This is a genomic window from Paucibacter aquatile, from assembly GCF_002885975.1.
Classification (GTDB): domain Bacteria; phylum Pseudomonadota; class Gammaproteobacteria; order Burkholderiales; family Burkholderiaceae_C; genus Paucibacter_A; species Paucibacter_A aquatilis.
In genome coordinates, this window is record NZ_POSP01000004.1 from 550,337 (window position 1) to 563,831 (window position 13,495).

The following is a 13,495-nucleotide window of genomic DNA, read 5'->3' on the forward strand; positions in this document are numbered from 1 at the left end:
TTCAATGGGCCAAGATCGGTGGTGTTCCGTGACCGGACCTCCAACTGCTGCCGGGTGGCGACGCATGTTCAGCGGCCCCGGTCTGCTTGGCATGCCGGGCCTATCGGCAGCGCTTGCGTGAACTCAAGCCTTCAGCGGCACAGACAGGCCAGGCCCATCCACGCGAGGCTGATTTTTGTCAATTAGTGCCGGCTCTCTAGGCCTTAGTCTGCCGGCTGTTCTTCATCCACCGTGCGGGGCGCTCAGCGCCCGAGCCTGCCCATGACTGAAACCTCCAGCCCCCAGCAGCAGCTGCAATCCCTGTTCGAGCGCAGCGGTCTGCGCGCTCTTGAGTTGAAGGGCCGTCGCTTGCTGCCCATCGTGCAAGGCGGCATGGGCGTGGGCGTCAGCGCCCAGCAACTGGCCGGCACGGTGGCCAGTCTTGGCGGTGTGGGCACCTTGAGCTCGGTGGATCTGCGCCGCCAGCATCCCGACCTGATGGCTCGCACCGAGGGCCACAACGCGGGCGACGCGGCCAAGCGCTTGATCAACGAGGTCAATCTGATTGCACTCGAGCGCGAGATCCAGGGCGCCAAGCAGCGTGCCCAGGGCCGCGGTCTGGTGGCTTTGAACGTCATGCGTGCGGTGGCCGAGTACGCGCCCCAGGTGCGTCGGGCGCTGGAGTGCGGTATCGAGGCTGTGGTGGTGGGGGCGGGCTTGCCGCTGGACCTGCCCGACCTGGCGGCCGAGCACCCGCAGGTGGCTTTGATCCCCATCCTCAGCGATGCCCGCGGCGTGCAGCTGATCGTGCGCAAATGGGAGCGCAAGCAGCGCTTGCCCGATGCCATCGTCATCGAGCACCCGCGACTGGCCGGTGGTCACTTGGGCGCGGCCAAGGTCGCCGATGTGCACGATCCGCGCTTCGATTTCGAGCGCGTGATTCCCGAGTGCCTGGAGTATTTCGAGAAGGCCGGCATTTCGGGCCAGATCCCCTTGATCGCGGCCGGCGGCGTGCGCAGCTTCGCCGACATCCAGCGCCTGCAGGCCCTGGGTGCTGCGGCCGTGCAATTGGGCACGCCCTTCGCCGTCACCACCGAGGGCGACGCCCACCCCGAGTTCAAGCGCGTGCTGGCCGAAGCGCAGGAGAGCGAGCTGGTCGAGTTCATCAGCGTGGCTGGCCTTCCAGCTCGCGCCGTGGCCACCCCTTGGCTGCGCAACTACCTGCGCGCCGCGCCCAAGCTGCAGGCCATGGCCCAGGTCAAGAGCCGCTGTACCAAGGCCTTCGATTGCCTGGCGCAATGCGGCTTGCGCGATGGTCTCAAGGACGCCGGCCAGTTCTGCATCGACAACCAGCTGGCAGCCGCCTTGCGCGGCGATGTCAAGCATGGCTTGTTTTTCCGCGGAGTAGGGGCTTTGCCCTTCGGTGCGCAGATCCGCAGCGTCGCGGAGTTGATGCAATGCCTGCTCAGCCCTGGCGGCGCGCAGGCCTTGAACGCCTCGATCTGAGAGGCGGTTCACGCCCGGATGGGGCCAGGCCAGCACGGGTTTTTCCGGGTGCCAAGGGTCACCCGTGCGACAAATCCCTGCGCCACAATCGCGCCTTGAATTTTCGCTGACGGCCCCTTCGTGGCCGGCGAAAAACAAGGGACGAGGGTGAGGGGGAGAGTCATGCGTGACGCTGGAGGAAGGGCTGTTGTGTCAGCCCGGCAGCAGGGCACCGTGGTGCCCGTTTGGAACAGGTGGGCATTGCTGGCCTTGGTTCTGTCTTGCCTGTGGTGCAGCGGTCTGGCCCAGGCGCAGATCAAGATCGGCCAAACGGCGGGTTTCAGCGGACCCGCTGCCACCGGTGTGCAGGAAATCACTGACGGCGCGCGCCTGTATTTCGACGCCATCAATGCCCAGGGCGGCATCAAGGGTCAGCCCATCGAGCTGGTCTCTTTGGATGACAAGTACGACCCGCGACTCAGTGCGGCCAATGCCGAGCGTCTGATCGACGAAGGGGTGGTGGCCTTGTTCCTGAGCCGCGGCACCGCGCAAAGCCAGGCTCTGCTGCCCTTGCTCAGCAAGCATCAGATGGCCTTGGTGGCGCCGTCCAGCGGTGCCATGGTGCTGCATCAGCCCATGATCCCCCAGGTCTTCAATGTGCGCGCCACCTTCCAGAAGGAAGCGGCGCGCGCGGTGCAGCACCTGGCCTCGATCGGGGTCAAGCGGGTGACCATTGTTCAAGTCAACGATGCCTTCGGCAACGATGCCGGTATCGGTGCGATCAAGGGCCTGGAAGCCCAGGGCATGAAGGCCTCGGCCATCCTGCGCTTCGATGGCGCCAGGCCCGAGCTGGGGCCCTTGATGGAGCAGGTGGCACGGGCCGGTGTCGAGGCCGTGCTTTTCATTGGGCCCAGCCATGCGGTGGTGCAAGGGGTCAACGCCTTGCGTGCGACCGGTTCCAAAGCCCAAGTGGCCACGCTGTCCAACAATGCTTCAGTCGATTTCGTCAAAGCCCTGGGCGAGAACGCGCATGGCGTGATCGTCACCCAGGTCTTCCCCTACGAGCGATCGACCAACAACCCCTTGGTGCGTGAAGCCCTGGGGCTGGCCAAGGCGCGTGGTCGCAATGAACTGAGCCCTTCGCAGATCGAAGGGTTTGCAGCGGCCAAGCTGCTGGTCGAAGGCCTCAAGCGTAGCGTCAAGGACATCAGCCGGGCCAGCCTGCTCAAGTCTTTGGAAAGCTTGCAGCGTCTGGACCTGGGTGGCGTCGAGTTGCACTACGGCCCCAAGGACCGCAGCGGTCTGGATTTCGTGGACATCTCCATCATCGGCCCCGACGGCAAGTTCTGGCGCTGACCGCGCAGCGCCTGGCTCGCTCCGTCCCGTCCCAGCCCTCCGCTTCAGGCGAGAGAGCCTCGCATCCATAGGAAGGCCCGGTTCGCACGCAGGCCCTGGCTGGCTTCTATGATGGCTGGCGATGTCCTCTTCGTCTCCCGCTTCTCCCGGCTTGCCAGTGGCGCCGCCGCCTCGCCTCTGGCCCGGCTTTGCCCTGGCCACCGCTGGCGCCATTGCCTTCTCGGGCAAGGCCATCATCGTCAAGCTGGCCTACCGGCATGGTGTCGATGCCATCACCTTGCTGATGCTGCGCATGCTGATGGCTCTGCCCCTGTTTGTGCTGCTGGCCTGGTGGGCCGGGCGGGGCAAGCCGGCGCTGACCCGGCGTGACGCCTGGGTGGTGCTGGGTCTGGGCTTCAGCGGCTACTACCTGGCCAGCTTTCTGGATTTCGCTGGCCTGGCATTCGTCAGCGCCAGTTTCGAGCGCCTGATCCTGTACCTCAACCCGACCCTGGTCTTGCTGCTGGGTTGGCTGTTCTTCAAGCGCCGTGTCACTGGCCGGCAACTGCTGGCTCTCGCCATCAGCTACAGCGGTGTTTTGCTGGTGTTCGGGCAGGAGTTGTCCTTGCAAGGCCCATATGTGGGCCTCGGCGCGGCCTTGGTATTTGGCAGCGCGTTCAGCTATGCCTGCTACCTGCTGTTCAGCGGCGAAGAAGTGCGGCGCCTGGGTGCGATGCGCCTGACCGGCCTGGCCACCACGGTGGCCTGCCTGCTTTGCATTGCCCAATTCCTGATGCTGCGGCCGCTCAGCGGCCTGGCCCAGCTGGCGCCAGAGGTGTGGTGGCTGTCCTTACTGAACGCGACGGCTTGCACCTTTGCGCCGGTGCTGATGGTGATGCTGGCGATCGAGCGATTGGGCGCCAGCCTGGCGGCCCAGACCGGCATGGTGGGGCCCATGTCCACCATCGTGCTGGGCGCGCTGATTTTGGATGAACCCTTCACGGTCTGGGTGCTGATGGGCACGCTGCTGGTGCTGGGCGGGGTGTGGTTGTTGACGCGTTGGAGGTGATGCGATGGATTTGGGACTGTCGGGCCGCTGGGCCCTGGTGTGTGCGGCCAGCAAGGGCCTGGGTCGGGGCTGTGCCGAGGCCTTGGTGAAAGAGGGCGCGCATGTGGTGATCACCGCGCGCGGCGCTGAAGCGCTGGAGGCCACGGCCGAGGCCTTGCGGTCCCTCAACCCCGCCGTGCAGGTGCGTGCCGTGGCGGGCGATATCGCCACGCCCGAGGGCCGCGCGGCGGCCTTGGCCGCCTGCCCGCAGGTCGATGTGCTGGTCAACAACGCCGGCGGCCCGCCGCCCGGGGATTTCCGCGACTGGGACCGCACCACCTGGCTGGCCGCCATCGACGCCAATATGCTGACCCCGATCGAGCTGATCAAGGCCACGGTCGACGGCATGGCGGCGCGTGGCTTCGGTCGCGTGCTCAACATCACTTCGGGCGCGGTCAAGGCGCCCATCGATGTGCTGGGCCTGTCCAACGGCGCGCGTTCGGGCCTGACCGGCTTCGTCGCCGGCCTGGCGCGCCAACCGCAGCTGGCCGGCCGCAATGTCACCCTCAACAACCTGCTGCCCGGCGCTTTTGACACCGAGCGCCTGCACAAGACCCTGGTGGCCGGCGCCAGCAAGAACGGCCTGGCGACCGAGGAGTTCGCGCAGCGCCGCAAGCAAAGCATTCCAGCCCAGCGCTTCGGCACGGCCGCCGAGTTCGGCGCCATCTGCGCCATGCTGTGCAGCGCCCAGGCGGGCTACCTGACGGGGCAGAACATCCTGCTCGATGGCGGGGCTTACGCCGGCGTGTTTTGAGTGGTCTCGCTGGGGCATCGCTCGGTCGCAATTTGTTACCGATCCGTGCCCTTTTGGGGGATGGGTGAGTGGGCCGCACTTGGGCACAATGCCCGGCTTCGTGTGGCTATGCCTGAATGGGAGTGCATCTTGATGATGAAGCAGAAGGTCTTCGTGCAGACCGGCGTGGTGGCTGCGGCCGTGATGATGCTGGCGGGCGGCGCCCGCGCCGAGGAGCAAGGCTCCAATGTCGAGAAATGCTCGAAGAAGCTGGGCGTGATCGCCGTGGCCGAGCCGCAGACCGGCTGGCACCACCTGTCGCGCTACGGCCTGGGCTCGCCTGAGGCCTTGCTGCGCATGATGATCCAGCAGTCGGGCTGTTTCGATGTGGTCGAGCGCGGCGTGGCCATGCAGAACCTGCAGCAGGAGCGCGCCCTGGGCCAGAGCGGTGATCTGCGCCAGGAATCCAATGTCGGCAAGGGCCAGATGCAGGCCGCCGACTTTGTGATGACGCCCAATGTGCAAGTGGCGGCCTCCGACACCGGCGGCATCGGCGGTGCGCTGATGGGCCGCCTGGGCGTGCTCGGCGCGATTGCCGGTGGCCTCAAATTCAAGGAAGCGTCCACCAGCCTCCTGATCGCCGATGTGCGCTCCAGCATCCAGGTGGCCGCCGCCGAAGGCAAGGCCACCAAGACCGACTTCGGCATCGGCGGCTGGGCCTATGGCAACGGCATGCTGGGTGCCCTGGGTGGCTACACCAAGACGCCGGAAGGCAAGATGGTGGCCGCCAGCCTGCTGGACAACTACAACAAGATCGTCCAGACCATCCGCGATCAGCCTCAGCTGATCCGCAGCAATAGCGCCTCGGGCGATGCCAATGCCGCAGCCTCGCAGAAGGCCGAGGCACCGCAAAAGCCCGGGCAAACCCTGTGCCCCAAGATCGCCAATGTGAAGGCCTATGCCACGGCTTCGCGCGAAGGCAAGGTCGTGGCCACCCTCACCAAGAACGATGAGCTGATCGCCTCGGGCGAGCTCAGCAACGGCTTTGTCTTTGTGGACGCGGCCAACTTCAGCGGCTGGGTGCAGCGCACCCTGGTCGGCGCTTGCGGCATGGTGTCGAGCGCGCCGCAGGCCCAGCCCCTGCCGGTCACGCAATCGGTGGCCGGCGGCATCTTCGGCAACTTCTCCGGCAGCTTCAGCGGCTACGAGCAAGGCAGCTTCACCGTCAGCATCCTGCCGGGCCTCAATGGCAGCGGCACGGTCACCGGCAGCGGTGTCTCCAACCAGAGCGGCGCCTTCAGCGTCAGCGGCGCGGTGCTGCCCAATGGCCGCCTGACCATGGTGGCCTCCGGCTCGGCCGGCTCGGCCCATTACCAGGGCGGTGTGGACCCCATCAACGGCACGGTCAGCGGCACTTGGAGCTATGGCGGCGGCATGAAGGGCGGCGGCAGCTTCAGCGGCCAGCGCAGCTGAGGGCGTCAATGAGGGCGTGGCTGAGTTGTGCTCAGCCCCGCGGCCTCAGGCCTTTTTCGGCGAGACTCTCGACGAGACCCTCGACGAGACCCAGATCCCGGCCGCAATCAGACCCAGGGCCGCGCCGTGGTACCACTGCGGCCATTCGCCCAGCAGAGCGGCTGACATCAGGCCGGCAAACACCGGCGTGAGGTTGCCGAAGAAGGCCGCCACCGCCGGCCCGGCCTGGGCCACCCCCAGGCCCCAGCAGCGGTAGGCGATCAGCGAAGGCCCCACCGCCACATAGATCAGGGTCAGGGCAAGACCTGACCCCCAGGCGATGGGTGCTGGGCTGCCCAGCGCCTGCTCGGCGCCCGCCATGCCGCCGGCAAAGACGAGGCCGAAGAGCAGCTGGGCCATCAAGGTCTCGGCCCAATCCCAGTGGGGGCGCTGTTCCCCGCGCATCGAGGCCGGTGGCCGCGCCAGCAGCCAGCTGTACAGGGCCCAGGAGAGGATGGCCAGCAGCATCAGCAGATCGCCGCTGACGAAGTGCACCTGGGCCAGGCTGGTCAGTTGCCCGCGCGCGATCACCAGGGCCACGCCGGCCAGCGAGAGCAGGGCGCCCAGCAGCTGGCGCCGCTGCGGCCGCACGCCGAACAACAGGGCGCCGATGGCGAGCATCCAGACCGGCAGGCTGGCGGCGATCAGGGTAACGTTGAGCGCGCTGGAGCTGCGCAAGGCCTGGTACTGCAGGGCGTTGTAGCAGCCCATGCCCAGGAACCCGGTCAAGGCCAGATAGGCCCAGCGCTGGCGCAGCAATTCGGTCTGTTTCAGCAGCCGCCAGGACAGTGGCAGCAAGAGCAGGGCTGCCAAGGCCCAGCGCAGGCCGTTGAGGGCCAGGGGGCTGATGCTGCCCACCATCAGTCGGCCCAGCACCGCATTGCCCGCCCACAGCAGCGGCGGCAGGGTCAGCAGCAGGGCCAGGCGTGGGTTCAAAGGCCAGTGTCCGAGCGCTTGGTGGCCTCGCGGCGCTTGTTGTTCTTGCTGCCACTGCGCAGGCGCCAACGCAGCAGCAAGCCCACAGCCACCGCCAGGCCGGTCAGCAGAGGCAGGGCCGAGCGGGCCTGGCCGCCTTGTGCTGAGCCCAGCGTGCTGACGGAGTCCATCAGCCAGGCGAACAGGCCGCCGATCAGGGCGAGCGAAAGCAAGGCCAGGGCCCCCGCCAACAGCAAGCCCCAGGCAAGGCGGCGGTAGCGGGCCTGGCTCGTGAGGTTCATGTCCATGGCAGGCAGAGGATCAAGCTGTGGTGGAGGGCTGCGTCGCGTGGCTGTCTGCGGCGGCTGTCGAACCGTCTAGCGCCACTTCAAAGCTGAAGCAGGAGCCCGTACCGGGTTGGCTTTCGACCTGCACCTGGCCGCCCATGAGGTCGACCAGGCGCTGCACGATGGTCAGACCCAAACCCGTGCCGCCGTAACGGCGGGTGATGCTGCCATCGGCCTGGCTGAAGGGCTCGAAGATCTGCTGGATCTGATCGCGTGTCATGCCAATGCCAGTGTCATGGACACTGAAGCGCAGGCGCAGCGCCCCTGCGGTGGCGCTCGCGGGCACCTGATCATTGGCATCGGGCTCGATGCGTTCCACTTCGACGCGGACCTCGCCTTTCTCGGTGAACTTGAGCGCGTTGCCGACCAGATTGACCAGCACCTGGCGCAGGCGCAGGGCGTCGCCGGTGGCATGCTGCGGCACGCCGGGCTGGACGCGGGCGTGCAGGTGCAAGCCCTTCTCGTGTGCCTGGAGCAGCAGCGGGTGCAGGGCCTCGCGCAGGCAATCGTGCAGGGAGAAATGCGCCTGCTCGATGACCACGCGGCCCGATTCGATCTTGGCCACGTCCAGCAGGTCGTTGATGATGACCATCAAGCCCTTGGCCGAGCTGTGGGCCAGCTCGATGAACTTGCGCTGCTTGTCGCTGAGCTCGGTCTGCAGCACCAGCTCGGTCAGGCCCAGCACCCCGTTCATCGGTGTGCGGATCTCGTGGCTCATATTCGCCAGAAAACTGCTCTTGGCCTGGCTGGCCGCTTCGGCCGCTTCGCGGGCGGCTTCGAGCGCGGCCTGGCTGGCCTTGAGGTCGGCGATGTCGCGGGCATTGAGCAGCAGCACCTGCTCGCCGGTCACCGGGTCGCGCATGGGTCGGGCGTTGACGCCATGCCAGCAGCGGCCGCCGTCGGTCAGCAGCTCCAGGTCGGCCTTGAAGCTGTGGCCGGCACGCACCTGGTTGAAGACCTTGATGGCATCGCCGCTGTCGGCAAACAGGGCCTCGAAATCGCTGATGCGCCCGCGGCCGGTGGTGCTGGTGCCAGCCACAGCCGGGCGTTTGCCAAAAGCCAGGGCGGCCGCAGGGTTGCGCATCAGGGTGCTGCCGTCCTGCAGGCTGAACACGGCGATGCGCACGCTCGTGTGCTGCAGGGCTTCCACGCCGCGCAGCATGGCCTTGTCGCTGCTGTTGGCCAGGGAATCGGCCGCAAACAGCATGACCTGGCGGCGGTCGGGGGTGAGGATGCCGCGTGAGACCAGCATCACGGTGGCGGGCTGGCCCTTGGGGTAGAGCGTCCATTGTTCGCGCACGATCTTGCCCTGGGCATGGTCGGCGGCGGTGACGGCCAGGCGTTCGCGCACGGCCTCGCTGGTGTCGGAGAAATCGCGCGAGAGGAATTCCTCGGCGCTGCTCGCGCGCCAGAAACCGAGTGCGGCGGCATTGGCCCAGAGATTGCGCTGGCGTGCGGGGTCGAACACCCACATCGGCACGTCAAGCCAGTCGTAATGGGTCAAGCAGGAAAAATCGAGCATGGAGGGTCAGGGTGGGCCAAACGGCCGAGCGTGCAGGCCTTGTGGGGCCACCCACCGTGGCCATCCGGCAGGCTGCGCGTGGCGCTGCGCATTGTCGCCTGGGTGACGCGGCCTGCCGTCGCTTGTCGGCCGGCTGTTGCGCAAAAAACTGCGTTCGACGCGCGACTGGTGCGCAATTCGGCGGCTTCAGTCTTCCACGGCCGCGCGGTAGGCATGCCAGCTTGCATGGCCCAGCACCGGCCCCACCACCAGCAAGCCGGCAAATCCCGGCAGCAAGGCCAGCACCACCAGCACCGTGATCAGGGCGCCCCAGAACAGCATCACACCGGTTTGTGTCAGCACGAGGCGCAAGCTGGTCAGGCCGGCCGTGACAGCATCGGTCGGGCGGTCCAGCAGCATGGGGATGGAGATCACGCTGACGGCATAGATCAGGCCGGCGAAGAAGGCGCCGACGCCGAGGTAGGCGACGATGAAGCCCAGGTTTTCGGGGTTGAGCAACTTGACCAAGGAACCGCTGAGATCGGGCATGCCATCAAAGCTGACGGCAAACACCACCAGGGCCGCGCGGCCCCAGATCATCTCCAGGATCAGCAGCACGGTGCCGAAGATGGCGATCTGCGACATGCGCTTGCGCCAGGCGGAGAGGCAGTCCAGCAGGCGAGGCTGGTAGCCCTGCTGCAGGCGTCGGCTGACCTGGTACAGGCCCAGGCAGAGAAACGGACCCATCAGCAAAAAGCCGGCCGACAAGGCCAGGGTGTAGATGGGTGCGTGCTCGTAGACGCCAAGCAAGCACCAGCCCATCAGCATGAAACAGGCACCGAAGAACAGGCCGATCAGGGGTGCGCGCCGGAAATCAGCCCAACCGGCCGCCAGCCAGCGCACGGGGTCGCCAAAGCCCAGCGGGCGCAGGCGGATGGCAAAAGCGCTGTCGGCAGGGATTTCCTCATTCACCGCCGAGGGCGGCAGAGGCTGGGGCCGGGGCGCATCGCTGGAGGGCAGTTCGGCGGGTGTCATGGCCGCAGCTTAGGCGCCTGCAAGGCCTGCGCACCAGCGGGCTTTCCAGCAGATGCAGGCCCCGCGGGACGCGAGTCAAGCTGGCGCTCAGGTTCAGCGGCGCAGTGCGGCGCGGGGCCGCACTCAGCCCTTGCGAACTCGCCGAACCTCGTCCCAGATCAGCAGCACCGCGCCCACGGTGATGGCGCTGTCGGCGACATTGAAGGACGGGAAGGCCCGGCCGCTCCAGTGCACCTGAATGAAATCGACCACATAGCCGTGCAGCAGGCGGTCGATGACATTGCCGATGGCGCCGCCCAGGATCAGGCTCAGCGCGGTGGCAAACAGGGTTTGCTGGCCGTGGCGCTTGAGCATGACCAGAATGAAGACCGTCGCCACGGCACCCAGGCCGACGAAGAACCAGCGCTGCCAGCCCGCCGCATTGGCCAGGAAGCTGAAGGCGGCGCCGGTGTTGTGGACCCGCACGACGTTGAAAAAGCTGGTCACATAGCGGCTGTCGCCGAGCTGGAAATTGCCCAGGATCAGCACCTTGGTGAACTGGTCCAGCAGGATGATGACCAGGGCGATGCCCAGCCACAGGCCCAGCTTGTTGCCGCCGCTCGCGCCGCTCTTCTTGTTGCTGCTCGCCATCGTTCAGGCCACCGTACGGGTTTCGCCGCTGCCGTGCAGATTGCTGTCGCAGCGGCCGCACAGAGTCGGGTGGGCCGGGTTGGCGCCCACGTCCTCGCGGTAATGCCAGCAGCGCTCGCATTTCTGGTGAGCCGACGGTGTGACCGTGACACTCAATGCTTCCGCAGCCGAGAGGCTGGCGGCCGAAGTAATGAAGACGAACTTCAGATCCTCGCCCAGGCTTTGCAGCAGGGCCAGGTCTTGCGCTTCGACGCCCAGGGCCACCTCGGCCTGCAAGGAGGCGCCCACGCCGCCGGCGCTGCGCACATCCTCGATGGCCTTGTTGACCGCCTCGCGGATCTCGCGGACGCGGCCCCACTTGGCCAGCAAGGCCTCGTCCGGCGCGGCGAAGGGCCAGTAGGTTTCGACAAAAATGCTCTCGCCGCCATGGCCGCCGTCGAAGATGGCCCAGGCCTCTTCGGCCGTGAAACTCAGGAAGGGCGCCATCCAGCGCAACATGGCCTGGGTGATGTGCCAAAGCGCGGTTTGCGCCGAGCGGCGCGCCAGGCTCTTGGGCGCGGTGGTGTAGAGCCGGTCCTTGAGCACGTCCAGGTAGAAGGCACCCAGGTCTTCCGAGCAATAGACCTGCAGCTTGGCCACCACCGGGTGGAACTCATAGCGTTGGTAGTGCGCCAGGATGTCGGCCTGCAGCTGCGCCGCGCGGGCCAGGGCGAAGCGGTCCACTTCCAGCAGCTGATCCAGCGGCAGGGCATCGGTCTTGGCATCGAAGTCCGAGACATTGGCCAGCAGGAAGCGCAGGGTGTTGCGGATGCGGCGGTAAGCATCAACCACGCGGGCCAGGATCTTGTCGTCCAGGCCCAGATCGCCCGAGTAGTCGGTCGAGGCACACCAGAGGCGGATGATCTCGGCGCCCATCTTCTCGCTGACGGTCTGCGGCGCCACCACATTGCCGACCGACTTGCTCATCTTGCGGCCCTGGCCGTCGACGACGAAGCCGTGGGTCAGCAAGCCCTTGTAGGGCGCGCGGCCGTAGAGTGCGCAGCCGATCAGCAGGGAGCTGTGGAACCAGCCGCGGTGCTGGTCATGGCCTTCCAGGTAGAGGTCGGCCTCGGGGCCGCTGTCGTGGGCGGCGCCCACGTGGCTGCCTTTGAGCACATGCTGGAAGGTCGAACCGGAGTCGAACCAGACGTCCAGGATGTCGCTGCCCTTGCTGTACTGCGCCGCTTCTTCGCCCAGCCATTCGGCCGGGTCCAGCTTGGCCCAGGCCTCGACGCCGCCGACTTCCACCAGCTGCGCAGCGCGCTCGATGAACTCCAGGGTCTTGGGGTGGGCCAGGCCGCTGTCCTTGTGCAGGAAGATGGGCAGGGGCACGCCCCAGCTGCGCTGGCGCGAGATGCACCAATCGGGCCGGCCGGCGATCATGTCGCGCAGGCGAGCGCGGCCGTTCTCGGGGTAAAAGCTGGTGGCGTCGATGGCTTCCAGCGCGGTCTGGCGCAGGGTCTTGGCGGCCGGGTCGGTGGCGAACAGGCCTTCGCCCTCATCCATGCGCACAAACCATTGCGCGGCCGCTCGGTAGATCACCGGCGTCTTGTGGCGCCAGCAGTGCGGGTAGCTGTGGGTGATCTGCACATGCGAGAGCAGTCGGCCGGCGTCTTCCAGGGTCTGGGCGATGACGGCATTGGCCTTCCAGATGTGCTGGCCGCCGAACAGGGGCAGGCTGGCTTCGTAAGTGCCGTTGCCGGTGACCGGGTTCAGGATGTCCTTGAAGGCCATGCCATGCGAGATGCAGGACTGGAAGTCATCCAGACCGTAGGCCGGCGCCGAGTGCACGACGCCGGTGCCGTCCTCGGCGGTGGCGTAATCGGCCAAATAGACGGGGCTGGTTCGGTTGTAGCCCGCATCGACATGGGCCAGCGGGTGCTTGAACTCCAGGCCGGCCAGGTTCTTGCCGAGCGTGGTGGCCAGCACCGAGCCCTCGAGCTTCCAGCGCGCCAGGGACTTCTCGACCAAGGCCTCGGCCACGACATACAAGCCGCGCGGCGTGTCCACCAGGGCGTAGCTCAGCTCGGGGTTGAGGTTGAGTGCCTGGTTGGCCGGGATGGTCCAGGGGGTGGTGGTCCAGATGACGGTGAAGGCATCCTTGTCCAGCGAGCTCAGGCCAAAGGCCGCGGCCAGGCGCACCGGCTCGGCGCTCAGGAAGGCCACGTCCACGGCCGGGCTCTTCTTGTCCTGGTACTCGATCTCGAACTCGGCCAGCGAGGAGCCGCAGTCAAAGCACCAGTACACGGGTTTGAGGCCGCGGTAGACGAAGCCGCGCTCGAACAAGCGCTTCAAGACGCGGATCTCGCCCGCTTCGTTCTTGAAGTCCATGGTGCGGTAGGGGCGGTCCCACTCGCCGAGCACGCCCAGGCGCTTGAAATCGGCGCGCTGGGCGTCGATCTGCTCGCCGGCATAGGCGCGGCTCTTGGCCTGCACCTCGTCGCGCGGCAGGCCGCGACCGTGCGTTTTCTCGATCTGGTTTTCGATCGGCAGGCCGTGGCAATCCCAGCCGGGGATGTAGGCCGCGTCCAGGCCTTCCAACTGGCGGGCCTTGACGATCATGTCCTTGAGGATCTTGTTGGCGGCGTGGCCGATGTGGATCTGGCCATTGGCATACGGCGGGCCGTCATGCAGCACAAACTTGGGCGCGCCGCGGCGCGCCTCGCGCAGGCGCTGGTAGGTGCCTTGCTCTTCCCAGGCCTTGATCCAGCCCGGCTCGCGCTTGGGCAGGTCGCCGCGCATGGGAAAAGGGGTGTCGGGCAGATTCAGCGTGGCGCGGTAATCAGCGGGGGTGTCTTTGGCGGCTGTCATGGTGAAGCGATGGCTTTCAGGCGTGAGCCCGTTCAAAAGAGGCGCCGCGCGCAGGGCGGGCGGTG

Annotated in this window: 11 protein-coding genes; 5 read left to right on the plus strand and 6 right to left on the minus strand. The window is 66.9% G+C overall.

Annotation, left to right across the window (positions count from 1 at the left end):
- Positions 1-261 precede the first annotated feature (261 nt).
- The 5 genes from C1O66_RS22080 to C1O66_RS22100 all read left to right on the plus strand — a co-directional run bounded on the left by C1O66_RS22080 (position 262) and on the right by C1O66_RS22100 (position 6,113).
- Complete coding sequence (locus C1O66_RS22080; protein ID WP_102770160.1) at positions 262-1,485, plus strand: NAD(P)H-dependent flavin oxidoreductase; 1,224 nt, start codon at positions 262-264, stop codon at positions 1,483-1,485.
- A gap of 240 nt (positions 1,486-1,725) precedes the next feature.
- Complete coding sequence (locus C1O66_RS22085; RefSeq protein ID WP_223696546.1) at positions 1,726-2,820, plus strand: ABC transporter substrate-binding protein; 1,095 nt, start codon at positions 1,726-1,728, stop codon at positions 2,818-2,820.
- A 121-nt stretch (positions 2,821-2,941) separates the two neighbouring features.
- On the plus strand, positions 2,942-3,868 hold the full coding sequence (locus C1O66_RS22090) for a DMT family transporter (RefSeq protein WP_102770162.1): 927 nt from the start codon (positions 2,942-2,944) through the stop codon (positions 3,866-3,868).
- A 4-nt stretch (positions 3,869-3,872) separates the two neighbouring features.
- The gene (locus C1O66_RS22095) at positions 3,873-4,661 is read left to right on the plus strand and encodes an SDR family oxidoreductase (protein ID WP_102770163.1); all 789 of its coding nucleotides are present in this window, start codon (positions 3,873-3,875) and stop codon (positions 4,659-4,661) included.
- Positions 4,662-4,793: 132 nt separating this feature from the next.
- Positions 4,794-6,113 carry a CsgG/HfaB family protein gene (locus tag C1O66_RS22100; protein WP_243392954.1) on the plus strand — a complete coding sequence of 440 codons (1,320 nt, stop codon included), beginning with the start codon at positions 4,794-4,796 and terminating at the stop codon, positions 6,111-6,113.
- A gap of 45 nt (positions 6,114-6,158) precedes the next feature.
- Here the strand turns inward: C1O66_RS22100 and C1O66_RS22105 are convergent, their stop codons facing one another.
- The 6 genes from C1O66_RS22105 to ileS form a co-directional block, all read right to left on the minus strand.
- A complete protein-coding gene (locus C1O66_RS22105) occupies positions 6,159-7,088 on the minus strand; it encodes a DMT family transporter (protein WP_102770165.1) in 930 nt (309 codons plus the stop codon).
- Positions 7,085-7,375 carry a hypothetical protein gene (locus tag C1O66_RS22110; RefSeq protein ID WP_102770166.1) on the minus strand — a complete coding sequence of 97 codons (291 nt, stop codon included), beginning with the start codon at positions 7,373-7,375 and terminating at the stop codon, positions 7,085-7,087. The genes C1O66_RS22105 and C1O66_RS22110 overlap by 4 nt, the downstream gene beginning before the upstream one ends.
- Before the next feature lie 13 nt (positions 7,376-7,388).
- Positions 7,389-8,936, minus strand: coding sequence for a hybrid sensor histidine kinase/response regulator (locus tag C1O66_RS22115; RefSeq protein ID WP_102770167.1), 1,548 nt, complete (start codon positions 8,934-8,936; stop codon positions 7,389-7,391).
- Positions 8,937-9,122: 186 nt separating this feature from the next.
- On the minus strand, positions 9,123-9,950 hold the full coding sequence (locus C1O66_RS22120; protein ID WP_102770168.1) for a DUF2189 domain-containing protein: 828 nt from the start codon (positions 9,948-9,950) through the stop codon (positions 9,123-9,125).
- A gap of 123 nt (positions 9,951-10,073) precedes the next feature.
- Entirely contained in the window at positions 10,074-10,580 is a 507-nt protein-coding gene (gene lspA / locus C1O66_RS22125; RefSeq protein ID WP_102770169.1) for a signal peptidase II, read from the minus strand.
- Between the two features lie 3 nt (positions 10,581-10,583).
- A complete protein-coding gene (ileS, locus tag C1O66_RS22130; RefSeq protein ID WP_102770170.1) occupies positions 10,584-13,430 on the minus strand; it encodes an isoleucine--tRNA ligase in 2,847 nt (948 codons plus the stop codon).
- Positions 13,431-13,495: the final 65 nt, after the last annotated feature.

Coding starts and splice junctions, on each gene's coding strand:
- C1O66_RS22080 (WP_102770160.1), top strand. CDS start 262: ATGACTGAAACCTCCAGCCCCCAGCAGCAGCTGCAATCCCTGTTCGAG.
- C1O66_RS22090 (WP_102770162.1), top strand. CDS start 2,942: ATGTCCTCTTCGTCTCCCGCTTCTCCCGGCTTGCCAGTGGCGCCGCCG.
- C1O66_RS22095 (WP_102770163.1), top strand. CDS start 3,873: ATGGATTTGGGACTGTCGGGCCGCTGGGCCCTGGTGTGTGCGGCCAGC.
- C1O66_RS22100 (WP_243392954.1), top strand. CDS start 4,794: ATGATGAAGCAGAAGGTCTTCGTGCAGACCGGCGTGGTGGCTGCGGCC.
- C1O66_RS22110 (WP_102770166.1), bottom strand. CDS start 7,375: ATGGACATGAACCTCACGAGCCAGGCCCGCTACCGCCGCCTTGCCTGG.
- C1O66_RS22115 (WP_102770167.1), bottom strand. CDS start 8,936: ATGCTCGATTTTTCCTGCTTGACCCATTACGACTGGCTTGACGTGCCG.
- C1O66_RS22120 (WP_102770168.1), bottom strand. CDS start 9,950: ATGACACCCGCCGAACTGCCCTCCAGCGATGCGCCCCGGCCCCAGCCT.
- lspA (WP_102770169.1), bottom strand. CDS start 10,580: ATGGCGAGCAGCAACAAGAAGAGCGGCGCGAGCGGCGGCAACAAGCTG.
- ileS (WP_102770170.1), bottom strand. CDS start 13,430: ATGACAGCCGCCAAAGACACCCCCGCTGATTACCGCGCCACGCTGAAT.